This is a genomic window from Maribellus comscasis (genome assembly GCF_009762775.1).
Taxonomy (GTDB): Bacteria; Bacteroidota; Bacteroidia; order Bacteroidales; family Prolixibacteraceae; genus Draconibacterium; species Draconibacterium comscasis.
On sequence record NZ_CP046401.1, the window covers coordinates 1,120,697 to 1,146,511 of the forward strand.

Annotated in this window: 23 protein-coding genes; 19 read left to right on the top strand and 4 right to left on the bottom strand. The window is 38.8% G+C overall.

Going from position 1 to position 25,815, the window contains the following annotated elements; genetic code table 11:
• Nucleotides 1-13: 13 nt before the first annotated feature.
• Nucleotides 14-667, bottom strand: coding sequence for a redox-sensing transcriptional repressor Rex (locus GM418_RS04615; protein WP_158863622.1), 654 nt, complete (start codon nt 665-667; stop codon nt 14-16).
• A 399-nt stretch (nt 668-1,066) separates the two neighbouring features.
• Between GM418_RS04615 and GM418_RS04620 the strand changes: the two genes are divergently transcribed.
• Both GM418_RS04620 and GM418_RS04625 read left to right on the top strand, forming a co-directional pair.
• Nucleotides 1,067-1,651, top strand: coding sequence for a ClpP family protease (locus tag GM418_RS04620; RefSeq protein ID WP_217447708.1), 585 nt, complete (start codon nt 1,067-1,069; stop codon nt 1,649-1,651).
• A gap of 126 nt (nt 1,652-1,777) precedes the next feature.
• The gene (locus GM418_RS04625) at nt 1,778-2,158 is read left to right on the top strand and encodes a hypothetical protein (RefSeq protein ID WP_158863624.1); all 381 of its coding nucleotides are present in this window, start codon (nt 1,778-1,780) and stop codon (nt 2,156-2,158) included.
• Nucleotides 2,159-2,162: 4 nt separating this feature from the next.
• Here GM418_RS04625 and GM418_RS04630 read toward each other — a convergent pair whose 3' ends face one another.
• Nucleotides 2,163-3,479: a T9SS type B sorting domain-containing protein gene (locus GM418_RS04630; RefSeq protein WP_158863626.1), complete on the bottom strand. Its 1,317-nt coding sequence runs from the start codon at nt 3,477-3,479 to the stop codon at nt 2,163-2,165.
• Nucleotides 3,480-3,672: 193 nt separating this feature from the next.
• Between GM418_RS04630 and GM418_RS04635 the strand changes: the two genes are divergently transcribed.
• The 11 genes from GM418_RS04635 (at nt 3,673) to GM418_RS04685 (ending at nt 16,242) form a co-directional block, all read left to right on the top strand.
• The gene (locus tag GM418_RS04635; protein ID WP_158863628.1) at nt 3,673-6,000 is read left to right on the top strand and encodes an ATP-dependent helicase; all 2,328 of its coding nucleotides are present in this window, start codon (nt 3,673-3,675) and stop codon (nt 5,998-6,000) included.
• 125 nt (nt 6,001-6,125) lie between these two features.
• Nucleotides 6,126-6,716 (top strand): DUF4290 domain-containing protein, encoded by a 591-nt coding sequence (locus tag GM418_RS04640; protein ID WP_158863630.1) that lies wholly within the window; start codon nt 6,126-6,128, stop codon nt 6,714-6,716.
• An 11-nt stretch (nt 6,717-6,727) separates the two neighbouring features.
• The gene (gene murA / locus GM418_RS04645) at nt 6,728-8,032 is read left to right on the top strand and encodes a UDP-N-acetylglucosamine 1-carboxyvinyltransferase (protein ID WP_158863632.1); all 1,305 of its coding nucleotides are present in this window, start codon (nt 6,728-6,730) and stop codon (nt 8,030-8,032) included.
• 115 nt (nt 8,033-8,147) lie between these two features.
• Nucleotides 8,148-8,666 carry a TlpA family protein disulfide reductase gene (locus tag GM418_RS04650; RefSeq protein ID WP_158863634.1) on the top strand — a complete coding sequence of 173 codons (519 nt, stop codon included), beginning with the start codon at nt 8,148-8,150 and terminating at the stop codon, nt 8,664-8,666.
• Between the two features lie 145 nt (nt 8,667-8,811).
• Nucleotides 8,812-9,420 (top strand): nucleotide exchange factor GrpE, encoded by a 609-nt coding sequence (locus tag GM418_RS04655; protein WP_158863636.1) that lies wholly within the window; start codon nt 8,812-8,814, stop codon nt 9,418-9,420.
• Nucleotides 9,421-9,436: 16 nt separating this feature from the next.
• Nucleotides 9,437-10,594 carry a molecular chaperone DnaJ gene (dnaJ, locus tag GM418_RS04660; protein WP_158863638.1) on the top strand — a complete coding sequence of 386 codons (1,158 nt, stop codon included), beginning with the start codon at nt 9,437-9,439 and terminating at the stop codon, nt 10,592-10,594.
• Nucleotides 10,595-10,693: 99 nt separating this feature from the next.
• Entirely contained in the window at nt 10,694-11,050 is a 357-nt protein-coding gene (locus GM418_RS04665) for a hypothetical protein (RefSeq protein ID WP_158863640.1), read from the top strand.
• Between the two features lie 116 nt (nt 11,051-11,166).
• Nucleotides 11,167-11,796 carry a Crp/Fnr family transcriptional regulator gene (locus GM418_RS04670; RefSeq protein WP_158863642.1) on the top strand — a complete coding sequence of 210 codons (630 nt, stop codon included), beginning with the start codon at nt 11,167-11,169 and terminating at the stop codon, nt 11,794-11,796.
• 341 nt (nt 11,797-12,137) lie between these two features.
• Nucleotides 12,138-13,310 (top strand): phosphoglycerate dehydrogenase, encoded by a 1,173-nt coding sequence (locus tag GM418_RS04675; protein WP_158863644.1) that lies wholly within the window; start codon nt 12,138-12,140, stop codon nt 13,308-13,310.
• A 100-nt stretch (nt 13,311-13,410) separates the two neighbouring features.
• Nucleotides 13,411-15,441 carry a transketolase family protein gene (locus tag GM418_RS04680; protein WP_158863646.1) on the top strand — a complete coding sequence of 677 codons (2,031 nt, stop codon included), beginning with the start codon at nt 13,411-13,413 and terminating at the stop codon, nt 15,439-15,441.
• Between the two features lie 228 nt (nt 15,442-15,669).
• The gene (locus GM418_RS04685) at nt 15,670-16,242 is read left to right on the top strand and encodes a cysteine hydrolase family protein (RefSeq protein WP_158863648.1); all 573 of its coding nucleotides are present in this window, start codon (nt 15,670-15,672) and stop codon (nt 16,240-16,242) included.
• A 15-nt stretch (nt 16,243-16,257) separates the two neighbouring features.
• Here the strand turns inward: GM418_RS04685 and GM418_RS04690 are convergent, their stop codons facing one another.
• Together GM418_RS04690 and GM418_RS04695 are read right to left on the bottom strand one after the other, a co-directional pair.
• Nucleotides 16,258-17,793 (bottom strand): sulfatase family protein, encoded by a 1,536-nt coding sequence (locus GM418_RS04690; RefSeq protein ID WP_158863650.1) that lies wholly within the window; start codon nt 17,791-17,793, stop codon nt 16,258-16,260.
• Between the two features lie 173 nt (nt 17,794-17,966).
• Nucleotides 17,967-18,731 carry an SGNH/GDSL hydrolase family protein gene (locus tag GM418_RS04695; RefSeq protein WP_158863652.1) on the bottom strand — a complete coding sequence of 255 codons (765 nt, stop codon included), beginning with the start codon at nt 18,729-18,731 and terminating at the stop codon, nt 17,967-17,969.
• A gap of 378 nt (nt 18,732-19,109) precedes the next feature.
• Between GM418_RS04695 and GM418_RS04700 the strand changes: the two genes are divergently transcribed.
• The 6 genes from GM418_RS04700 (at nt 19,110) to GM418_RS04725 (ending at nt 25,779) form a co-directional block, all read left to right on the top strand.
• The gene (locus GM418_RS04700) at nt 19,110-19,541 is read left to right on the top strand and encodes a hypothetical protein (protein WP_158863654.1); all 432 of its coding nucleotides are present in this window, start codon (nt 19,110-19,112) and stop codon (nt 19,539-19,541) included.
• Nucleotides 19,542-19,931: 390 nt separating this feature from the next.
• The gene (locus GM418_RS04705; protein WP_158863656.1) at nt 19,932-22,988 is read left to right on the top strand and encodes a beta-L-arabinofuranosidase domain-containing protein; all 3,057 of its coding nucleotides are present in this window, start codon (nt 19,932-19,934) and stop codon (nt 22,986-22,988) included.
• 26 nt (nt 22,989-23,014) lie between these two features.
• Nucleotides 23,015-23,650, top strand: coding sequence for a chloramphenicol acetyltransferase (locus GM418_RS04710; RefSeq protein WP_158863658.1), 636 nt, complete (start codon nt 23,015-23,017; stop codon nt 23,648-23,650).
• A 156-nt stretch (nt 23,651-23,806) separates the two neighbouring features.
• Entirely contained in the window at nt 23,807-24,289 is a 483-nt protein-coding gene (locus GM418_RS04715) for a Crp/Fnr family transcriptional regulator (protein ID WP_281350274.1), read from the top strand.
• Between the two features lie 59 nt (nt 24,290-24,348).
• Nucleotides 24,349-25,206 carry an SDR family oxidoreductase gene (locus tag GM418_RS04720; protein WP_158863660.1) on the top strand — a complete coding sequence of 286 codons (858 nt, stop codon included), beginning with the start codon at nt 24,349-24,351 and terminating at the stop codon, nt 25,204-25,206.
• Between the two features lie 201 nt (nt 25,207-25,407).
• Nucleotides 25,408-25,779 carry a VOC family protein gene (locus tag GM418_RS04725; protein WP_158863662.1) on the top strand — a complete coding sequence of 124 codons (372 nt, stop codon included), beginning with the start codon at nt 25,408-25,410 and terminating at the stop codon, nt 25,777-25,779.
• The last annotated feature ends 36 nt before the right edge of the window (nt 25,780-25,815 follow it).

Genomic DNA, 25,815 nt, shown 5'->3' on the forward strand with positions numbered 1-25,815 from the left:
TTGTTTTTTTAATTTACTTTTCAGAATCATTCAGCCGCCTCAGCAAAACGGCAGCATAAGAACTCATCGATGTACTCTGAACAATTATATCATCGGGCAAATGTAAAATAGCCGATGTAAAATTCCAGATAGCTTTGATGCCGCAGTTCACCAGATCTTCTGCCACATCCTGGGCAACGCTGTTGGGTGTGGTAAGTATTCCAATCTTCACATCCAAACGGTTTGAAAGACTAAATAACTTATTGTATTCCAGTATATGAATCCTCCCAACATGTGTCCCAATCTTCTTCTCGTCAACATCAAAAGCCGCAATAATTTTTAGTCCTAATGACTGGTGTTCCTGATAAGCCATTAAGGCGGATCCTAAATTACCAGCCCCGACAATAAAAGCTTCATTTGTGCGGTTAAACCCAAGATAATCCTCAAGTGCATGAATTAATTCGTAGGTATTATAACCAACCCTTGGCTTTCCTTTTATGCCGGTGACAGCCAAATCTTTTACCACCTGAGTAGGATCACATTTTAAATCTTTTCCAATCATTGGAGCTGAAATGTTAATGATTCCCTGCTCTTTGACTTTATCCAGGTAATACAAATAACCGGGCAACCTTTTTAATGTCGGTTCCGGTACTTTCCGGTTCATTTTGTATTTTCCTGTTTCGTTCATCTATTACAACTTCGATTTACATTTTTCACTATCAAATATAAACATAAACATATAAAGAAATAATTCTTTATTTTGATTTCATTGTTTTGTTAACTGAAATTTAAGATACACAAACAAAAAAAAATTAAAAATTCGAGTTTGCAAAGTTCACATTACAAAACATTGTCGATAATGTAATTGTCGTTAAACTAAAAATTATAAATAGTGTAAAATGCTGTTTTTACCAGAATGAAGTAGATTTGTTCCCAAAATACTTCCTGACCCAAAATAAATTTAATTATTAATTGCTACGAAAAAAAGAAAACCCTTAATTTTAGGGAACCAATTGTTACTATCGATTATAAAAACAATTCAAACAAGCATGTGTTTCTTTTGAAAATTAAATAAACAAAAACAGATATGACAAAAATGCATAAATCGGATATGGAAGATAAAAAGCAAAGTGTTCAAAAACGAATTGAATCAAAATTACTGGAACAGCGAAAAGTATTTCTGTGGGGACAGGTTGATGACGACTCAGCGGAAGATATTGTAAGCAAACTTCTATATCTTGAAGCAGACAAGCCCGGAGAAAAGATTACCTTTTTTATTAACAGCCCGGGCGGAGTTGTTACCTCCGGACTATCAATTCTTGATACAATGAAAATAATCTCATCGCCTGTTTCAACTGTTTGTATGGGACTGGCTGCTTCAATGGGATCCATTTTGTTGTCAGCAGGAGAAAAAAAACAACGATTTATTTATCCTCTCGGGAAAGTGCTGATTCATCAACCCAGTATAGGAATGCTACAGGGAACAGCCAGCGATCTTGAAATTCACGCCAAACAAATCATTAAAACAAAAAAGCTTTTGGCTGAAATATTAGCAAAAAACAGTAATCATAACGTGGAGCAAATCTTAAAAGATTTTGAAAGAGATTACTGGATGGATTCAAATGAATCAATCGACTATGGTATTGTTGACGGAGTCTACAAAATGGAATAACACATTTTATGCTTAACGAAATTAAAAGGCTCGCAATTGAGCCTTTTTTTTAAAATTAAGTTAACTATTTCAGACACAATACGTATCCGTTTTAACCGTTAATTAATTATACCTAAAACCACAACAATGAAAAAAAAATTAAAAGGTTGGATAATTCGGACACTTTTTATCACAATAGCCGGACTTTTTATCATCTATTCCGGATTAAGAATCTGGATTTGGAGTGATGCCAACCAGTTTGCAAAAAAAGCTTCGGAAAAATTTAATACGGATAAAACAGCGGCCCTCTTATCATATATCGATTCCAACGAAATCACAATTAAAGAAAAGAATAAAGCCGTTTGGGCACTTGGTGTTTTGAATGAAAAAGAAGCTTTACCTCAGCTCGAAATGCTGTACACAGGTGACACATGCGATCACGATGATGCCATTTGTCAATACGAATTATATAAGGCCATTCATAAAATTAAAGGAAATTTCCGCGGTTCGTGGCAAGCAAAAAATTAAATATCTATTTCCCTCTGAAAAGATGGACAAATCCATGCGCTTTTCGTGTTTTTCCATCGCGTCCCCGACCTTCAACAACATAATAATACACTCCGGGGCTGGCAAACCTGCCCCCGATTCGCCCGTCCCAAACTGATTCCGCGTAGGTTTCTTCAAAACCTCTGATATCTGATTTATCCCAAAAATGGATTCGTTTTCCCCAACGGTTAAAAATTGAGATTTTTATACTTTTCATCGACCAGAATTTGACGATAAACTCATCATTGGTACCATCTCCGTTTGGAGTAAAAACATTTGGAACCTGAACAAAAGATGAATCAACAAAAATATAGTCCTCCATCATCGTGGTGTCAACGCATGTTAAGGTATCATTTGCGAAATTTTTTGCAACAAGTTTAACCATGTATGTTCCGGTGTTTTCATAAGTATAAACCGGATTCTCGTCATACGCTACAAGCAGGATACTGTCGATCTCGCTTTGCCCGCTCTCTGCTTCTTCCTTGATTTCATTTAAATCGCGATAAAAAAACCACTCATAACCAGTTGGGTCGGCATTTTCAGAAGTATTTGTAAATGTGACTTCAAGCGGCGCTTCTCCGGTCATTTCTTCTGTCCAATCGGCATCTACCTCAAAACTCGCTTTTGCTGCAATAGGCTCATATAGTACATTAATGTTCACTTCACATCCAAAACGATCGTAAACACGAAGTGTGTAATCAATATTTGAAGTTGGCGGATCAAACAATTCAGGATTGAGAACAGTGGAGAGAACGACATCGCCTTCTTTCCATTGGACCTTCATATCTCTGGAAAGACTAACTTCCGCATTCGTAGACAAATCGCGATACCTTATTTCAGAAGAAGTAAAGCTGCCATCTAGCGCAAATGATTCACAACTCGGATACAAAACCGTTCCTTCGGCTTGAATCCAGGTATTAAAAACCCATGCTCTGTAAACATTTGATGTCTCTCCCTGCGAAACGGTTACACGGTAACATCCATCTGTAAGTCCTGTAATTGAAGAGGTTCCGGTCTCCAAACTTTCAGAAAAATAAAAATCAAACGAAGCAGTTTCACTGTTGTAAACTTCCCATAAAAATGTTTTGGTTCCCGTAAGTTCCGTGCTTGCACTTAGCTGACCTGCCTGTGTAGACTCGTTTTCAACACAAAAAATAAAAATACTATCTGTTTCAGAAAATGACGGATAGTTGGTTTCTCCTCCGCCGGCAGCTCCCGGAGCCGATATTTGCGCCATTAAAGATTGGGCACCTAAAAAGAACAATAAAAAAAATATTATAGGTAAACTACTTTGTCTCTTCATAAAAACAGAAAACTTTAAGCTACAATATTAACGTATAATTTTTATTTAATTGTCCGGCAGCTACGAAAAATCATCTGTTGAAACTACAAATTCCGCAAATTTTAATATTGTTGATAAAAGCCAATCATTTTTTTAAAGGAAAACACTGAACATCTTTTACTTTTGTTTTTTGAATAAGAAAACTGGTTTCATTGTGTTCGAATACTTAAAAGATTTAAATAAAGCGCAGCAAAATGCTGTTTTAAGTTCAGAAGGTCCGGCTTTGGTAATTGCAGGTGCTGGTTCAGGGAAAACACGGGTACTTACCTACCGAATCGCTCATTTGCTAAAACAGGGAGCTCGTCCGTCGACCATTTTGTCACTGACTTTTACAAACAAAGCAGCGCGGGAAATGAAAGAACGGATTGCGAAAGTGGTAGGAGAAAAAGCTGCACGTTATCTCTGGATGGGAACCTTTCACTCCATTTTTGCGCGCATCTTACGCATGGAACATGAGACAATTGGCTTTCCTTCGAACTTTACCATCTACGACAGTGCAGACAGCAAAAGTCTGATAAAAACTATCATAAAAAATTTTCAGCTTGATGATAAAGTATATAAACCGGGTGTGGTTTCCAGTCGTATTTCCATGGCTAAAAACAACCTGATTACACCCAATGTTTATGCACAACAAACCGAAATCAGGCTGGCTGACAAAAATATGAGAATGCCGGCAATTGCCGAGATTTATAAAGAATATGTAAAACGTTGCTTTTTATCCGGAGCAATGGATTTTGATGACCTGCTTTTAAAAACGAACCTGCTTTTTCGTGATAAACCGGAGGTTTTGGAAAAATACCAGAAACGATTCGACTACGTCCTTGTTGATGAGTACCAGGACACCAATTATGCTCAATATCTTATTATAAAAAAACTGGCCGCCGCACACAACAACATATGCGTAGTTGGCGACGATGCACAAAGTATTTACTCATTCCGTGGTGCCCGGATAGAAAATATTCTGAACTTTAAAACTGATTACCCAACACACAAAATATTTAAACTCGAACAAAACTATCGTTCTACCCAAACCATTGTTAATGCTGCAAACAGTATCATCGCAAAAAATAAAAAACAAATTCCCAAAACTGTTTTTTCTGAAAAAAAGGAAGGAAAACCGATTAAAGTTCTTTCGGCTTTAACCGATAACGAAGAAGGCTTTTTGGTTGCCCAGGAAATTGCAAAAACACAGTTAAACGATCACTATAAAAACTCCGATTATGCCATTCTTTACAGAACAAACGCTCAATCGAGGATTTTTGAAGAGGCTTTACGAAAAAGGAATATTCCGTATAAAATTTATGGCGGGTTAAGTTTTTACCAACGGAAAGAGATTAAAGACCTGCTTGCCTATTTTAGGTTAACGATAAACCCGGCTGACAACGAAGCGTTAAAAAGAATCATCAATTTCCCGGCTCGTGGTATTGGAGGAACAACACTTGCCAAACTTGAGACAGCTGCAATAAATAACGAAATTTCAATCTGGAAAATAATCACCGGCCTTAGCCAAAGTAACCCGGCCAATCTGAATAAAGGAACCACTTCAAAAGTTTTGAACTTTGCAAAGCTCATTTTAAAATTCACCGAGCTGGCACAAAATACAGATGCTTTTGAGGCAGCAAAAACAATTGCAGAGGAAACCGGAATTTTAAAAGATTTATACAACGACAAATCCCCCGAGGGATTAAGCAGACATGAAAATATTCAGGAACTGCTTAACGGGATTCAGGAATTCAGCATCAGCGCAAAAGAAGAAGGCCGGCCTGAGAAACTGGAGAATTACCTGGAAGATGTGGCGCTACTCACCGATCAGGATACAGAAAAAGACGAAGACCGGGATAAAGTAACCTTAATGACCGTTCATTCCGCCAAAGGACTTGAGTTTAAAAATGTTTTTGTGGTTGGTTTGGAAGAAAACCTGTTTCCTTCTGGGCAGGCCGATGAAAAAAACAAACCGGAAGCGCTGGAGGAAGAGCGGCGACTTTTTTATGTTGCACTTACCCGCGCGGAAGAAAATGTTTGGTTTTCGTTTGCCAACCAACGATATCGCTGGGGGAAGCTGGATTTCTGCACCGCAAGTCGTTTTCTGGAAGAAATGGATGAAAAATATATGGATGGATTTGACTTTAACAAGATGCCTAAGCAGCGAAAACAACCGGAAAATCAATTCCAGCAGGAAACTTCAGGTCCCTCTTTCAGGCGACAAACACAACATACTTCATTCAAAAGAGGAGATACGCAAAACATTTTTGACAAAAAACTCGTTAATCTGAGAGAAGCTGGTAAAACGCAGTCTAATTTCGAAGGAGATGATCCTTCAAAAATTTTTGCCGGAATGCAGGTGGAACATCAACGTTTTGGAATTGGCAAGGTTTTAAAGGTTGAAGGTGTCATTCCCAATTTAAAAGCCACCGTCTTTTTTCAGACTGCCGGTCATAAACAACTGCTGTTGAAGTTTGCCAAGCTGAAAATAGTAAGTTGAACAGGTGTTAAAAAGAAAGAATAAAATTGCGTATTGAAAGGAAATCATTAGTTTTGCACAGTCAACCCCGATAACTTTCATAAGATTACCTGAAAATAAATTATTTATACCATAAAATTCATTCAATGGATTACAATTCAAAAAGAAAGAAACTTCCTTTACCAGAATATGGAAGAAACATACAAAACATGGTCGATCACGTTTTAACAATTGAAGACAGGGAAGCCAGAAACCGTGCAGCAAAAACGGTTATCGACGTTATGGGAAATTTATATCCTTATCTTAGAGACGTTGCTGAATTCAACCATAAATTGTGGGACCATCTTGCGATAATGACTGATTTTAAACTTGATATTGATTATCCTTATGAACCGCCTTCTCCTGATATTCTGACAGAAAAACCAAACAAAGTTCCATATAACCAACACAGCATTAAATACAAACACTATGGTTTGGTTATGGAAAAAATGATACAAAAAATTGCCGACTTTGAGGGTGAAGAAAAAGAAGTACTTACCAAACAACTGGCAAATCACATGAAAAAGTCGTTTCTGGTATGGAACAAAGATGCTGTTGAAGACGACAAAATCCTCATGGACCTGAAAGAACTTTCGGAAGAAAAACTGGAACTAAAAGAAGACATGCAGCTTTCTGATATAAAATCGCTTATAGGAAAACCAAAAAAGAAAAAAACCACTGGTAAAAAAAGACATTAACAACTTGCGGAATGTCAACTTTTCAAATTGAAGGCGGCTACAAGCTTAATGGAACAATAGAACCACAGGGGGCAAAAAACGAAGCGCTACAGGTAATTTGTGCCACACTCCTTACAAATCAGGATGTCTATATCGAAAACATCCCGGAAATAAGAGATGTTTTAAAGCTGATTGAAATTCTGGGGAAATTGGGTGTTCAGACCGAAAGAATAGAAAAAGGCAAATACCTTTTTAATGCGTCTGAAATAAATATCGATTTTTTAAAAACCAAAGAATATGCGGAATTGGCCGCCAGTTTGAGGGGGTCAATTATGATAATCGGTCCATTGCTTGCGCGCTTTGGCAGAGGATTTATTCCTCAACCGGGAGGAGACAAAATCGGCCGCAGAAGAGTTGACACACATTTTATCGGCTTTCAAAAGTTAGGTGCAAAATTCGAATTCGATGCTGATAACCACTGGTTTTCCATTTCTGCAGAGAAAATGAAAGGCACATACATGTTACTCGATGAAGCGTCGGTAACAGGAACAGCCAATATTTTAATGGCTGCGGTTTTGGCAGATGGAACCACTACAATTTATAATGCAGCATGCGAGCCTTATCTTCAACAGCTATCAAAAATGCTGGTTGCTATGGGGGCAAAAATAACAGGCATTGGCTCCAACCTGCTTGTCATTGAAGGAACGAGCGGGTTGAAAGGATGCTCCCACCGCATTTTACCGGACATGATTGAAGTGGGAAGTTTTATTGGATTGGCAGCTATGACAGCATCCAATATCACAATTAAAAATGTAGGATTGGAGCATCTGGGAATTATTCCCGCTTCGTTCCGCAGGCTTGGAATAAATGTAGAACAGAAAAAGGATAACCTCGTTGTAAAAGATACCGAACATTACGAGATAGACTCTTATATTGATGGATCAATCATGACCATCGCCGATGCTCCCTGGCCGGGATTGACTCCCGACCTTTTAAGCGTGTTTCTTGTTGTTGCTACACAAGCAAAAGGCAGTGTTCTTATCCATCAGAAAATGTTTGAAAGCCGCTTATTTTTTGTGGATAAGTTGATCGACATGGGAGCTCAGATTATTCTGTGCGATCCCCACCGCGCTACCGTTATTGGTCTGGACAGAAAACACTGTCTGCGGGCTACCAACATGACTTCACCCGACATTCGTGCAGGGATTGCTTTACTTATTGCGGCTCTGTCTGCCAAAGGGAAAAGTACCATTCACAATATCGAGCAAATCGACCGGGGATACGAAAACATTGATGCTCGTTTAAATTCTTTGGGAGCTAAAATCACCAGACTTTAAGTATCGAAATATTTATATGTATTCATTATTTATAAACTTTCAAAGTATAATTTTCGTTACATATTAAATCGAAATTTATATTTTTGAAAAAATTTGAACACAAAAGAAGTTTATTATGAAGAAATTGGTGTTATTCATTTTTGCTGTTGTTTTGGGAACAGGTATATCTTTGGCGCAAGAACCCAAAATTGGTATTAATATTGGGAATAAAGCACCTGAATTAATAGGAAAATCAGTGGACGGTTCAACAATGAAACTTTCAGAAACACAAGGAAAACTTGTTCTGCTCGACTTTTGGGCGGCCTGGTGTGGTCCATGCCGGAGAGAAAACCCGACAGTTGTTAGTGCCTATCAGAAATTTAAAGATAAAAAATTTGAAAACGGGGATGGATTTACTGTGTTTAGCGTTTCGCTCGACAGAACAGAAGCTGCATGGAAAAAAGCGATTGCCGACGACAAATTGGTATGGCCTTATCACATAAGTGATTTGCAATACTGGCAGTCAAAACATGCCGCTGTCTATGGAGTAAGAAGTATCCCAACAAATTTTCTGATTAACGAAGATGGGGTTATTGTAGCCCGAAACCTTCGTGGACCGGCGCTGGAGTCAGCACTTGAAAAATATGTAAAATAAAAAGACATTTTAACACACCTCCATTTTAAAAATATTTCAAATCATTCAAATTGGCACTCTTTGATTAAAAGGAGTGTCAATTTGTCTTTTATATTTGCATGGCAAATTTTTTGATTAATAAGGTAGCAAATTAAAAATCAGCAAAATGGCAAAAGAAGTCAAAAAAGAACAAGAGATGAATGCTCCGGAAGAGGTGCAGGACAAAAATACAACAGAAACAACAAAAACGACAGAAGAAGAGAAGAACGAAAAAGCAGAGGCGAAGGAAAGCAAAAAGAAAAAATCGAAAAAGGATAAAAAAGATGCTCAAATTGAAGAGTTAGCGGCAAAACTTGATGAGATTTCAGACAAACACCTGCGCCTTCAGGCTGAGTTTGATAACTTCCGACGTCGAACGATAAAAGAAAAAGCAGACCTTATAAAGTCAGGAGGAGAATCTGTTTTGGTAAATATCCTGCCGGTGGTCGATGACTTTGAAAGGGCTCTTGATTCGCTCAAAAATATCGCCGACGACGATGCAGGCAAGCAGGGAACTTTAATCATATACAACAAGTTTAAAGAATTCCTGAAACAAAATAACATAAAAGAAATTGAAGCCCATCACCAGGTATTTGATGTCGATTTGCATGAAGCTATCACAAAAATTCCTGCTCCCGAAGAAAAACTAAAAGGGAAAATAGTTGATGTGGTTCAAAAAGGTTATTTATTGAATGACAAGGTAATCCGGTTTGCCAAGGTAGTAATCGGAGAATAATAATTACACAAGAAAAATGGCGAAAAGAGATTATTACGAAGTATTAGAGGTTGGGAAGAATGCTGCACCGGAGGAAATAAAAAAGGCCTATCGGAAAAAGGCAATTCAGTATCACCCTGATAAGAATCCGGGAAATACCGAAGCGGAAGAAAAATTTAAAGAGGCTGCCGAGGCCTATGAAGTATTAAGCAATCCTGAAAAAAAGCAACGATACGACCAGTTTGGACACGCTGGAATGAGCGGTTCTGCCGGAGGTGGATTTGGTGGTGGATTTTCCGATATTGAAGACATCTTTTCGGCGTTTGGTGATATTTTTGGTGGTCACTTCGGTGGTTTTGGCGGTTTTGGAGGAAGCAGCCGGAGCCGCGGAGGCAGAAGAGTAAGCCGGGGCTCTGACCTGAGGGTAAAAGTAAAACTCAACCTTAGTGAAGTTGTAAATGGTGTCGATAAAAAAATAAAAGTAAAAAAATATATCGCCTGTGAACACTGTAATGGCACAGGTGCGAAAGATGGTTCATCCTACTCAACTTGTGGTACTTGTCGAGGAACAGGTCAGGTAACCAGGATAACCAATACTTTACTTGGCCAGATGCAAACAACTTCCACGTGTCCTACATGTCAGGGTGATGGGAAAATGATAACAGACCAGTGTAACCATTGTGCCGGAGAAGGAGTGATTCGCGACGAAGAAGTAATCAATATTAAAATTCCGGCCGGAGTTGGTGAAGGCATGCAACTTAATGTTACCGGAAAAGGAAACGCAGGAAGACGAGGGGGCATAAATGGCGACCTTCTGGTTGTAATTACAGAAGAAGAACATCCGGAACTGGTTCGTGACGGAAACAATCTGATTTACAACTTATTTGTTTCATTCCCTGAAATAACACTGGGTACAACGGCTGAAATTCCGACTGTTGAAGGGAAAGTAAAGGTAAAAATTGAGGCCGGCACCCAACCTGAAAAGATATTACGGTTAAGGGGCAAAGGAATTCCTGAGGTAAATGGTTACGGAAAAGGAGATCTTCTTGTCCGGGTTCATGTTTGGATCCCTAAAAAATTAAATGCCGAAGAAAAAAGAATGCTTGAAAAGCTTCAAAATTCTCCTGGCTTTCAGGGAGGGCCTTCCTCCTCGGAAAAAACTTTTTTTGAAAAAATGAGGGATATCTTTGAATGAAACACCTCAAAACGAGGTAAATATTTTTCGAGACTTTATCAGATTGTTGCTTTTAATTCATTATTTTTAAAGTATTAACAATCCAATAAACTACTGACGATGAAAAAAATATTTATCTCGTTATTTTTTGTGGTAATTACATTTTGTGGCTTTTCACAAAACACCTCAAAACAAATTTTAGGAAAATGGAGTTATTCCGTTGATGCCGGAGGAACAATATTGACAGGTGTTTTTCATTTTTATGAAAAAGATGGCCAGTTGGCGGGGGAAATATTGTCGGATGACGGATATAAAATTCCATTCACGAAACTGGAACAAAAAGAGGCAAACCAATTTTATTTTGAAGCCAAAACCGATTATGATTTGTATAAAATCACGTTAAATTTTGAAAGAGAAAAATTCTCAGGCTCATCATACGAGGGAGACGCCCCAATTACAGGAAAAAGGAAAGAATAGTGCAACTTTCATGTAATATTTAAACATCTGTATTTTTTATTCAAAATCTTCATATTTCTTGCGGATATACTACCGCAACAACATTTCATTACATTTATTAGTGTTAAAACTTTTCTGTGAATAACTTTAATATACAATATCAATTTCTCGAAAAAGAGTTGCAGGAAGAGATTCTCAACGTAGGTATTCAAAAAACTTTCCAGCCCAACGAAGTTCTCATTCGTGAAGGCCAGTTCATCACAAGTTTCCCGCTGGTTTTAAAAGGATTAATCAGAATAACCAGAAACAACGACGACGGAAACGAGTTGCTGTTATATTATCTAAAAGATAATGAAGTTTGTGCCATGTCGCTGACCTGTTGTATGGCAAATTCAACCAGCAACGTACAAGCGATTACAGAAGAGGAAACTGAAGTTATTATGCTTCCCGTTTCGTTGTTGGATAGTTGGATGTGTAAATACCCGTCATGGAAACAGTTTGTTATGCAAACCTTTCAAAACCGCTTCAGGGCAATGATTGACACGGTTGATACACTTGCTTTTTTGAAACTGGATGAAAGATTGGTTAAATTTTTTGTAGACCGGAACGAAAAATCGGGTTTAAAAACATTTAACGGAACACATCAGGATTTGGCACTTCAGCTAAATACTTCACGGGAAGTTATTTCCAGGTTGTTGAAAAAACTGGAAAAAGAAGGAAAAATTCAACTTTCAAGAAATTTTATTGATTTTTCCGGACTTTTGTGACTTTTATTACAGTCCACTTTTTGAAGTCTTATTTTATTTGCAGCAGACAATTCAGAGTTAATAGTTCATAACTATTACTTCAAAATTTTTTGGGTTATAAAATCGGTTAGTAGTTGAAGGTTGTTAAGCCAGATTCAGTGGAATCTGGCTTTTTCGTTTAACTATTTTCATCAATGCTTCACCGGGCTGCCTGAGTCTCCATCTAAAATCATTATAAATTAGTTAATGTTAATTTCATTTTAAAAACTTAACCCCGTTTTAACTTCGGGATTTTCAATAATTTGATGATATTTGTCACAATTCAGTTACAGAGTAAGACAACCTATTAAATAATTAGCCAAATGTTTAAAATACAAACGTTAAATAAAATAGATCCGGAAGGACTAAAACTTTTCCCTCTTAGTAATTACGAAATAGCAAGTGAAATACCGAATGCTGACGCCGTTATTTTAAGAAGTTTCAAAATGCACGATATGGAACTGCCGTCATCTTTAAAAGCAATAGCGCGGGCAGGTGCGGGTGTAAATAATATTCCAATCGAAAAGTGTACAGAAAAAGGAGTTGTTGTTTTTAATACTCCCGGGGCAAATGCAAACGGTGTAAAAGAACTGGTGATTGCTGGTATGCTACTCGCCTCACGCGATATTGTTGAGTCGGTTACCTGGGCAAAAACACTAATTGGCAAAGGCGATGAAGTGCCTGCATTAATAGAACAGGGTAAAAAGAATTTTGCAGGACAGGAAATAAAAGGAAAAACCCTGGCAGTAATTGGCTTGGGAGCCATTGGCGTGTTGGTTGCAAATGCTGCATCTGCACTTCGTATGAATGTAGTGGGTTATGATCCATACATGTCAGTAAAACATGCGTTAAAATTAAGCCGCGAAGTTACCTGGATGGAAGGAGTTCAACCTTTGCTGGCACAAGCCGATTATGTAACCATCAATATTCCATTAACTCCGGAAACCAAAGGCTACATCAACAAAGAAAAATTCCGGATGATGAAGGACGGAGTCCGTATCTTAAACTTCGCCCGTGGAGGCCTGGTTGATACAGAAAGTCTGAGAGAAGCCATTGCATCAGGGAAAGTAGCGCGTTATATCACCGATTTTCCTGACGAAGAAATGCTAAAAATGGACAATGTTATTTCAATTCCTCACCTTGGAGCTTCAACAAAAGAATCTGAAACAAATTGTGCAATTATGGCGGTGGAACAGGTTCAGGATTTTCTTGAAAACGGAAACATTAAAAATTCAGTTAATTTCCCCGAGGCAGCAATGGAGCGCAACGGTGGAAGCAGAATTTTAATCGCCAACAAGAATATTCCCAATATGGTCAGCCAAATCTCAAGTGTTTTAGCTGCTGAAGGTATCAACATTGATAACATGTTAAACAAAAAAAGAGACGACATTGCATATAACATCATCGATGTTGCGCAGAAAGATATTGATGAATCAGTAAAAACCAAACTCAAAAGTATTGAAGGAGTTTTTATGGTTCGAATTATTCAAGATTAAAAAATTCTGAAATTGAAAGAGGGATTCAAGAGAGTTCCTCTTTTTTTTTAAATTTGCACTTTCCTGAACTTCCGTAAAATTTAGAACTAAAATTACAAACATGACAAAAAGTATCAAGACAAAAGCAGCCGACAATATTCGCATCTTAGCTGCAGCAATGGTAGAAAAGGCTAAATCAGGACATCCTGGGGGAGCTATGGGTGGAGCCGATTTTATCAACATTTTATATTCTGAATTTTTAAATTACGATCCTTCAGATATGACGTGGGCTAACCGCGATCGATTTTTCCTTGATCCAGGTCATATGTCACCCATGTTATATGCAGCTTTATCTTTGGCAGGATTTTACAGCATGGAAGACCTGGAAAACTTTCGCCAGTGGGAAAGTGTAACACCTGGTCACCCCGAAGTAGACGTAGAAAGAGGAGTGGAAAACACATCAGGCCCGTTGGGTCAGGGACATACGATGGCAGTGGGTGCTGCAATTACAGAACGGTTTCTGGTTGAACGTTTTGGTGAATGGATGAGCCATAAAACCTACGCTTATATTTCTGACGGTGGAGTCCAGGAAGAGGTTTCGCAGGGTGCAGGACGAATAGCAGGACATTTAGGACTAAACAACCTCATTATGTTCTACGATTCAAACGACATCCAGCTTTCTACTGAAACAAGTGTCGTTTCACTTGAGGACACAGCAAAAAAATATGAAGCATGGGGCTGGAGCGTTTCTATTATTGATGGAAATAATGAAGGTCAAATCAGAGAAGCGCTTACAAAAGCAAATGCTGAAACAGAAAAACCTTCGCTGATTATCGGGAAAACCATTATGGGAAAAGGTGCGCTGACCGACTCTGGCAGTAGTTATGAAAAACAGGTGGAAACGCATGGGATGCCATTATCAAATGCTGGCGCTTCCTTTGAAAAAACAATCAACAATTTAGGTGGAGATCCTGAAAATCCTTTTGCAATTTTTGATGAAGTAAAAGAATTCTACGAAAATAGAAAAGCTGAATTAAAAGATGCTGCTACTGCCCAAAAAGCAAAACAGGCTGAATGGGAGAAAGCCAATCCGGAACTGGCAGAAAAGTTAAAAGGTTTCTTTTCCGGGGAAGCTTCAAAATTCGACTTCGCTGCAATTGAACAAAAAGCAAATACAGCAACACGCGGAGCTTCCGGAACAGCACTGGCTTCTTTTGCAGGTAAAATAGAAAATATGATCGTGGCTTCAGCCGACCTTTCCAACTCTGACAAAACAGACGGATTTCTGAAAAAAACCACGCCGTTTAAAAAAGGTGATTTTAGTGGTTCTTTTCTGCAAGTAGGAGTAAGCGAATTAACCATGGCATGTATTGCAAACGGAATGGCTTTGCACGGTGGTGTAATTCCGGTTTGTGGAACATTCTTTGTCTTCTCTGATTACATGAAGCCAGCAGTTCGATTGGCAGCACTGATGGAATTGCCTGTAAAATATGTTTGGACTCATGACGCATTCCGCGTGGGTGAAGACGGGCCAACGCACCAGCCAGTTGAACAGGAAGCGCAGATTCGCTTGCTGGAAAAACTCAAAAACCACAGCGGTGAAAACAGTATGCTTGTTCTTCGTCCGGCTGATGCCAATGAAACAACAGTAGCCTGGAAAATGGCTATTGAGAATACAAGTACACCAACTGCCCTGATTCTGTCCCGTCAGAATATCAACGACCTTCCGGTTGAAGGAAATGCGTACGAATCGGCTCTGCAAGCTGAAAAAGGCGCTTATATTGTTTTAAAACCGGAAACTAAACCTGATGTGGTTTTGGTTGCCAGCGGTTCAGAAGTTGCGACTTTGGTTGATGGAGCTAAGCTTCTCTCTGATAAAGACGGGCTAAAAGTTCAGGTGGTTTCCGCTCCTTCTGAAGGCTTATTCAGAAATCAGGCCGCAGACTACCAGGAAAGTGTACTTCCAACCGGAGTGCCTCGCTTTGGAATGACAGCGGGCTTACCTGTAACCTTAGCCGGGCTGGTTGGAGAAAATGGTAAAACCTGGGGGCTGGATTCCTTTGGTTTCTCTGCGCCTTACAAAGTACTTGATGAAAAACTCGGGTTCAATGAGGAAAATGTATACAACCAGGTAAAAGAACTACTTGCTTAAACCTTCTTTTAAAATATTAAAAAAATGCTCTGTAACTTTTGCAGGGCATTTTTTATATACAGCTTTTGCTCCGCCCCTATTCACAATGCATCGAAAACTGGTACTTCATCATGAAAAAAAGAGCTGATACTCAAGCTTTATTTTAACTCCCCTTATTTTTTGAATTTTCATTACATTAGCGAAAACAAAAGCCTGAAAAAAAGTACACACAGAATAAATAAATGAACGATGAAATTTCTTACCCTTTCCATATTAATGATTCTCTCAGGTACCATCTTAACAGCACAGCAAATTGATTCAACGGCTCTGATTATTATCGATATCCAGGATTTTTATTTCCCGGGAGGAGCATCAGAGTTAGTGGAACCCGAAAAGGCTGCCGATCAGGCTGCTGTCCTTCTTGACCATTTTCGAAAAAAAAACGGTTTGGTAGTTCATGTAAAACATCTTTTTGAGCCGGGTGGTGATATCAATAAACGTGTAAAACCGGTCGATGGAGAAAAAATTTTCTCAAAAAAAGAAGTTAATGCGTTTTTAAATACGGGACTAAACGACTATCTCAAGGCAAACCATATTAAAAATGTAGTTTTGTGTGGCATGCAAACCCATATGTGTTTGGAAGCAGGAGCCCGGGCGGCACACGATTATGGTTATGCCTGTACCGTAATAGAAGATGCCTGTGCTACACGGGATCTCACATTTGAAGGTGTTACCGTAGAAGCGAAAGATGTTCACTTCTCTACTTTAGCCACTTTAAGGAATTATGCGAAGATTATAAAATTGGAAGATTATTTGAAATAACCTCATTTTCCGAATTTATTTATAATCTGCCCCGGTCAGACTTTTTAATACTGATTCCTGCCAGTTTCTCAACTCTTTTTGCATTTGCTCTACAATTTCAGGAAATTCAGAAGCAAGATTAATTGTTTCTCCCCGGTCATTTTGGAGATCATACAATTCAAAACCTGCATCACCGGGTGAAACACCATCAACAACCAGTTTAAAACGATCGTTAACCACTGTACGTTCGCCACCATAATCGGCCTCGGAAATAACGTCATATTTCAGATTTCTAAAAGTTCGCGTATATTTTCCGTTCATCATTTTCACCAGCGGCGTTGTTCCTTCCTGCAATTCGGGATCAATATATGGTTCAGCTTCATCGTCAAACACTTTTCCGGATTCAAATTGCCAGAAAAAAATGGGTTCTCCACGCAGCTTTTCCGGCTCATTAAAAAACGAAACAAGACTTATGCCATCAAGAGGCCGGTCGGGAAGTGATTGCCCTGTAAGTTCCGCCAATGTTGGTAAAAAATCGCTGGTTATGGCCGAACTTTCAACTACTCCGTGTTTCTTTACTCCCTGCGGCCACTCCAACACACCGGGAACAAGAACACCTCCTTCGTATAATGAACCTTTCTGAGCACGGACTGTCATTCCGGTTCTGCCTGCACTTGGTGGAGTTCCGTTGTCACCACAATACCATACCAAAGTATTATCTTTCAATTTATTTTCCTTAAGAAATTCCCTTAATGTTCCAATAGATCGGTCCATTGCAGTAATTTCAGCATAACGTTCTTTTAACACATCGCGAAGCGAACGATCAACCCTTTCACCTGTTTTATTGGAAGTAAGTTGAACAGTTAATCGATTTAAACTGTCAGGTAGATTTTCATAAAGAGCAATATCTTCAGGCAAACCACTGTATGGTTCATGCGGAGAACCAAACCACACAACTACAAAAAAAGGCTGTTTATTTTGACGCGTTTTTTTAATAAAACGGATGGTTTCTTCAACAATTATTGCTGAACTTTCACCCTCAATTCTCTCCGGCGTTCCTCCATTACGGGATAAAACCGGGTCAATTTCAAAAAAATTATCGTGTGACAGCCATTCATCAAATCCCATGGCCCCCGGACTTGTTGGCGAATCTTTTTTCACTGGTCCCAGATGCCATTTGCCGTAATGAGCACAAGCATAACCGGCATCACTTAAGAGCTGAGCAATACTTATTTCTTCCGGACGAATAGACCAGTTGGGAGAAAAAGTTCCGTAACGATTGGGGTGTCTTCCAGTCATAAAACTTCCCCGTGTTGGTGAGCAGCTGGGGTGGGCAGAGTAAAACCGATCGAAACGCAGTCCACTGGCTGCCATTTCGTCTAAAACCGGCGTTTTCACAAAAGGGTGACCGTTGTATCCAACCTCATCCCAACCGTGATCATCCCCCATCAATAAAATGATGTTGGGACGTTTGTCCTGCTCTGTGTACTCACTACTTTCTTTCTTGGTATTTGAACAGGCGCAAACGGCCAACAAAACTACAATGACTGGTGTAAAGAAAAATATTTTCATAACAAGAGAACAAAATCGGTTTTAAATTACTGCCAAGACATAGGGTTAAAAGTGCGCTGAATTCAGCATAAACCAATAAATATATCTTTAATAATCGGCAAAAAGCAGGGTACAACTCAAACTGGTTTCCTGGTTCAAATCTTCCTGCTTCTTTATTTTAGTAATTGGATTTTCTATTTCACAACCTGAAGCCAGGCTTCTGCCATAAGTTGTGCACCAGGCATTGCAGGATGAACGCCGTCGCCTGTCCAGTAGGTTTCAGGAGCATGTTTAATTGCCTCGTCAAAAACACTTTGAAAAGGCACCCAAAATGCACCAAACTCTTTTGCTATTCTTTTCGCTGCGGCCTGATACTCTTTCATAGGTTCTATCCAGGTTTCATCAACTGCCTTTGTATTCAAAACATAAAATGGCTCACAAATCACGAGCTTAACTCCAGGCAAATTCTCTTTGGTCCGTTTTAGCAGAGCGCGATAGTCGTTTTCATAAATCTCAACCGTACCGTCGTATCGTCCATTTCTTTTGTGCCAGTAATCGTTAACGCCAATCAGAATACTCAGGACATCGGGTTTAAGTTCAAGACAATCTTTTTCCCAGCGGTCGGCCAATTGATAGACCTTGTTTCCACTTATCCCGCGGTTATATATTTTAAGTTGCTCTTCGGGCAAAGCATTTAGCAAAGCCGAAGCGGCCAAAAAAGCATATCCGTGTCCAAACGAGCCGGGACTGTTAGGCAATTCCTTTTCTTTTTCACGCCCGGCGTCGGTAATTGAATCGCCCTGAAACAGAACGGTATTTCCTTTTCCAAACAATGAATATTTTTGTTTTGAGGTACTATTTTTTACAGGCACTGCATTTGCTACAATTGCCGGAATACTCGCCAACGCTGCAGTTCCGGCAGCGGTTCTGGTTATAAAATTTCTTCTTGAAAGGTTCATTGGTAATATTTTAATGAATTGAAAGCCTAAAAATAAAAAGTTTTCCCGGCAAAAAAGAACAATTAAAAAGAAAGGTTCATCAATAAACCTTGTTTTATGCTGTTAAAAAAAGCGCAGAAAAGCTAAAGGCTCTAAAAACTATGTCGTTAAACGTGATCTCCCTAACGAAGATTTTATAAAAGTGACGCAAAAATCGTGTTATCTTTCTGAAAATATTATTGTGACGGTAATAAAACGGAAATTATGACATTGCAGCCGGTTTCTTTTTTCCCGATAAACAAAAAAATGCAAAACAAGCCAACATTCACCGCATTATCAAACAACTGAGATACTACGCAACTAATTATCAAACATTTGCATCTGTAAATAAACAGAATTATGAAAGCTGTAAAATTGATACTTGAAACAATTGTAATCGGGCTGTTATTTACATGCTGTGACAAAGAAACCAATAACTTTTCCGAAGTTTGCGAACAGTCCGTTATTATTAGTGAAGACCAGTATATCTCCGCTCCAGATGACCAGCTAACAATAATCAGCGCTGAATTAAACAACAACTGTTTAAAAATAAATTTTGCGTCAAGCGGATGCAGCGGAAGTTCATGGGAAGTAAAGTTAATCGACTCCGGAGTAGTTCTATATTCTAATCCACCTCAAAGAAATTTAAGATTGTCGTTAAAAAACCAGGAACTGTGTGATGCTTATATCGGGAAAGAAATAACATTCGATGTCAGAGGTTTACAAGTCAATGGGAACAAGGTCTTGCTGAATTTAACAAACTCAGGAGATCAGATTTTATACGAATACTAAAACAAACGAACTATTCAGAAAAGAAATCGGTATCTAAATACAAATAAAAAAAAAGGTACCTCAACAGCCATCATCATTCCATTTTAAAGTGGGTAAACAGATAAGCAAATAATTAAACCTTACAATTAACGAAGAAAGACAATCATGGCAAATTCCTAAGCAAAAATCACAGACAGAAACAACAACCATTTTGCAACTCGCCGGGAATCAATCGTACTTTGTAACCGAACTCTGCCATAATCGGATAGCTATAGGTGTTAAAAATACATTTATTGAGAAAATTTCAAGTCCAGTACATGGAACTTTAGTAATATATTGTTTAATTTGAACTTCTAAAATACTTAATCATCCTTTCTTCAAAGTTCAAAAACAACTAAAAAGAATTTAATTATGAAAATGTGTAAACTGTTCGTTGGAATGATAATCAGCTTTTATGTATTGGGCACAAATTCGGTATTTGCCCAAGGTGGAGATCAGATTTTAGACGGGATTGGAGAAACGGGATTAATTTCCCGCTATACATTTGAAGGGAATGCAAAAGATTGGTCCCGTAACAATCTACACGGCAGCATTCATGGCTCCGGATTCAAATTTGAAGATGACGATTTGTTTGGCAAGGTACTCTCTTTGCCGGAAGATGGTGAAGCGTTTATCTCAATCCCGGGACAATCCGTGATTGGAGAAGAATCGTTAAGTATCACCGGTTGGATCTACCTGCGTGCCGCAAAAAGCGGGCAGCTTTTTTTCGATTTTGGGAAAAACAGCCAGTCGCATTTCTTTGTTGCCCCGGCAGGCAACGGGAACGAAGAAGGCTTTCTGGCTCAAATTATAACAAAATCGGATAAATATATTGCAAGTTCACCGGCAGTAGCTCCTTACAAGTGGAACCACCTGGCTGTTGTACTAAATGTTTCGGCAAAAACATTAAGTACCTACCTTAATGGAGAACTTGCTGGTGAGACAAAAAGTGTAGAGATGGAGTTAAATCAGCTTTTTGATAACAATTCAGGGGAAAATAATAAACTTTACATCGGAAAATCAATGGCTTCAGACAAACCGTCTTTAAATGCCAAATTGTATGATTTCAGAATCTACAGAATCCCTTTAAGTGAAAGACAAGTTAAAAGAATTCATGATAATGCTCTGAAAGAGGAAGAGGCGGTAGTCAGGACAAGAATAGAACCAGACCGGGATCTTCCAAAATTTCCAGAAACAACACCTCAATTATATAATGCTTATTTAACCAGCGTTCCGGATATTCAGGTAGAGACCGTAGTTGGATATCTTCCGAGTTTACCACGCTATGTAAAAGGAGTGTACAGCAACAAAATTGAAGGACCCGATGTGAGGGTACTTTGGCCATCACCTGAAGATAACAGCCAGGTACTTAGCCCCGGCACATACACGATAACGGGAAGAGTGGCGGGAACAGACATACAGCCCAAAGCATTTGTAAAAGTAAATGAGGAAAAAGACCCTGCCACCCCCAACCGAAAACTGGAGGTTTTTAATCTTGATCAGGTGGTACTAAATACAGATTTTCATCATCACAAAACAAAATTTATAGAAAACCGTGATAAATTTATAACAGGCCTCGCCAAAACAAATCCGGACAATTTCCTTTACATGTTTCGGAATGCCTTTGGGCAGGAACAACCTGAAGGAGCTCAACCACTGGGTGTATGGGACAGTCAGGAAACAAAACTGCGTGGCCATGCCACAGGACATTATCTTAGTGCCATCGCTCAGGCATATGCCAGTACTGGTTACGATGCCTCAGTCCAGGCCAACTTCGCTGATAAAATGGAGTATATGGTGAATACACTGTATGAATTGTCGCAAATGTCGGGACAGCCAAAAACAACCGGAGGAGAAAATGTGTCAGACCCATTGGCGGTACCTCCCGGTCCGGGAAAATCAGACTTTGATTCAGATTTGAGTGTTGAGGGAATCAGAACAGATTACTGGAATTGGGGGAAAGGATTTATCAGCGCCTATCCGCCAGACCAATTTATTATGTTGGAAAATGGGGCAAGCTATGGAACAGATAATACAAAGATTTGGGCTCCCTATTACACCTTACATAAAATCCTTGCCGGCCTAATGGACATTTATGAAGTGAGTGGCAATGAAAAGGCACTGGAAATAGTAAAATGCATGGGCGACTGGGTATTCGTTAGATTGAGTGAGGTGCCAACCCAAACACTAATAAGTATGTGGAACAGATACATTGCCGGAGAGTTTGGAGGAATGAACGAAGCGATGGCAAGACTATACCGCCTGACAAACGAACCTCGCTACATGGAAGTTGCGCAACTATTTGATAACATCAGAGTGTTTTTTGGCGATGCTGAACATGCTCACGGACTGGCAAAAAATGTGGATATGTTTCGGGGATTACACGCCAACCAGCACATACCTCAAATTATGGGGGCGCTTGAAATCTATCGCGATTCTGATTTGCCGGAATATTATCATATAGCCGATAATTTCTGGAATATGGCGACAAACGATTATATGTACAGTATCGGAGGAGTTGCAGGCGCACGTAATCCGGCGAATGCGGAATGTTTTACCAGTCAACCGGCAACGCTTTATGAGAACGGATTTTCTGCCGGTGGACAGAATGAAACCTGTGCAACATACAATATGCTAAAATTAACCCGGAATCTTTTTCTATTTGAGCAGCGGGCTGAGTTAATGGACTACTATGAACGCGGGCTTTACAATCATATTCTTGCTTCAGTTGCGGAGCACAGTCCTGCCAACACCTATCATGTTCCTCTCAGACCAGGTTCTGTAAAACGATTTGGGAACCCCGACATGAGCGGTTTTACCTGCTGTAACGGGACGGCTCTTGAAAGTAGCACAAAACTTCAAAACTCAATTTACTTCAAAAGTGCCGACAACAAGGCTTTGTATATAAACCTCTATGTGCCTTCTACACTAAACTGGACAGAAAAAAATATCACAGTAACACAAACAACGGCATTTCCAAAAGAAGACCATACCCGGTTAATCATAAATGGCAACGGCAGTTTTGACATTAATGTACGTGTGCCACACTGGGCAACAAAAGGATTTTTTGTAAAAATAAACGGGAAAGATGAAAAAATTAAGGCTAGCCCGGGAAGCTATCTTACATTAAGCCGTAAATGGAAAGACGGAGATACAGTTGAGTTGATTATGCCGTTTGAGTTTCATTTGGAACCCGTTATGGATCAGCAAAATATTGCCAGTTTATTTTACGGACCGGTTTTACTGGCCGCTCAGGAAGATGAACCACGAAAAGAATGGCGAAAAATAACACTGAATGCAAAAGATATAAGTAAATCAATATCAGGTGATGCTGAACAACTGCAATTTACCATTGACGGTGTTGTTTTTAAACCTTTTTATGAAACATATGGACGGCATTCGGTTTATCTGGATGTTACTTTAAAATAGTTACAAGACGTAATAAAAAACCTGCAATGAAAACTATCGACATCGAAAACTGGGACAGAAAAGAACACTTTCTGTTCTTTAGTCGGATGGATTATCCTCAATATAACATTTGTATGGATATTGATGTCACAAACTTTCTGGCTTTTATAAAAGCCAGAAAGTTATCGTTTTACTATTCGATGATTTATGTTGCATCAACTGCTTTAAACAGGATAAAAAATTTCAGATACCGGATAAGAGACGGTAAAGTTGTTTTGCACGATCAGATACATCCTTCATTCACCGATATGGATGAAGATAAAAACGCCGGATTGTTTAAATTCGTCACACTCGATTTGCGGGGTGATATTGAAACATTTGAAAAAAAAGCAAAAGAGGCGAACAAAAACCAAACGGAGTATTTTGAATTTGAAAAACTGGCAGGCCGGGATGATTTGATTTTTATTACCTGTATCCCATGGATTTCTTTTACGCATATTTCGCACACAATTTCCTTAAACAAAAACGATTCTGTCCCAAGAATTTCCTGGGGGAAATATTTTAAACGCGACGAAAAAGTTTGCTTACCATTTTCTGTTCAGGTAAACCACGCTCTTGTTGACGGCTTGCATATCGGAAAATATATTGATGAATTGCAGCAATATATAGACAACTTAAAATAGTGTTTTGCGGAATATAAAACAAACTTAAGCGGTGAGCCCTGGTCAAACAAATTTGTATCTTGCAAGAATGACCGACAATTTCATCGAATATCTGAAAAACTACATTCCTCTCGATAAAGAAGATATTTCAAAATTGTATACTTTTTCTGAAAAAAAGTGTATAAAAAAAATGAAATGATTTTTTGTGAAGGTAAGATTTCTCACGACATATATTTTGTAATAAAAGGCTGTGTACGGTTTTTTTATAATGTGCACGGGAAAGACCGTACAGCGTTTTTCTATACCGAAGGCCAGTTTATTTGCGCAGGCGAAAGCTACACCTTTCAGGTTCCTGCAAAAGAAAACTTTCAGGCCATTGAAGAGACTACGCTTATGATATTTAGTCGGAAAAATACAGATAAACTACTGAAAATTTCCCCAAAATTTGAGTTAATTGCACGGATAGCAACCGAAAATGAGTTGATAAGCTGTCAAAAAATTATTGCATCTTTTGTTACTCAATCTGCTGAAGAAAGATACAAGGAACTGCTAAACAACAACGGGAAGCTGTTTCAAAGGGTTCCCCAGCAGTATATCGCGTCGTTTCTGGGTGTATCTCCTGAAACGCTCTGCAGAATAAAAAAAAGAGTGCTGGGCTAATTCTTGACGAAGGTCAAGAAGATCTGTAAAAGAGTAAATTACCTTTGTTTGAAAAAACAATGAAAACAGAAAAAGTATTGATAGCCGGTGCATCGGGGTATTTGGGAAGACACATTACCAAACAAATAGTACACTCGGAATACGATTCCAGGCTCATCGTTCGTAACCTGAAAAAATCAGGATTTAATTTATCTGTTTATGATGTGGTTGAAGCAGAAGTAACAAAACCGGAAACCTTCAAAAACATTTTTAACGAAGTCGATTATGTTATCAGCACCGTAGGCATAACACGGCAGAAGGACGGGTTGACATATATGGATGTAGATTACCAGGCCAACGTAAATTTAATTGACGCTGCCAGGGCCGGCGGGGTCAAAAAATTCATTTATGTTTCTGTGCTTAACGGGCAGAAACTTCGCCATCTGAAAATTGGCGAAGCAAAAGAAAAACTGGTTGATTACCTGAAAAATTCAGGGATGGATTATTCAGTTATACGCCCCAATGGTTTCTTTTCTGACATGGCTGATTTTTTAAAAATGGCAAAAAGCGGAAAAGTTTATCTTTTTGGCGACGGGAAGTTAAAACTCAATCCGATTCATGGCGACGATCTGGCAGAGGTTTGTATTCATGCCATCCGTTCAAAAGAAAAGGAAATTAATGTTGGAGGCCCTGATATTCTGAGCCAGAATGAAATTGCAGAACTTGCCCTGAAAGCCTGTTCAAAACCAGTAAAAATAGTACATTTGCCCGACTGGATAAGAAAAGTTACACTTTGGACAGTAAGAACATTTACATCATCAAAAACATATGGCCCCATCGAATTTTTTCTTTCAACAATGGTTATGGAAATGGTGGCTCCCCGATACGGAACTAAAAAACTGGAAGATTTTTTTATTAAAAAAGTGAAAGAACAATAACCTTTAACAGAAGACCTTCATTATCACGATTACAATATCTTTTTTTTATGCGAATTTTGGCTCCCGGCTCTCTCCCGCAAAAGAAAACAAACAAACTAAGTGTTGAAAATTTCAGATGAAATAATTTCAGACAAAAAAGCCTTAAATCACCTGCGAGTCGGTTTATTTTATTATCTTACTGCAAAACAAAAGGATTGTATTATGAAATTAGGAGCGTTTTCTGTGAGTTTGAATGTGAAAGACATCAAAGTTTCAAAACAATTTTATGAAAACCTGGGATTCTCCGTTTTTGCAGGAGATGTAACACAAAATTACCTCATCATGAAAAATGAAAATTCATTGATTGGCTTATTCCAGGGAATGTTTGAAAATAATATCCTGACGTTCAATCCCGGCTGGGACGAGAATGCCAACACGCTCAAAAATTTTGACGATGTGCGTGACATTCAGAAAGATTTAAAAAGTAAAGGTATTAATCTGGAACGTGAAGCCGATGAAAACACCAGTGGTCCGGAAAATATCGTTTTATTTGATCCTGACGGTAATGTGATTCTGATTGATCAACATGTGTAAAAAAAAAACGCCTCCGAAAAATCGGAAGCGCTCTGT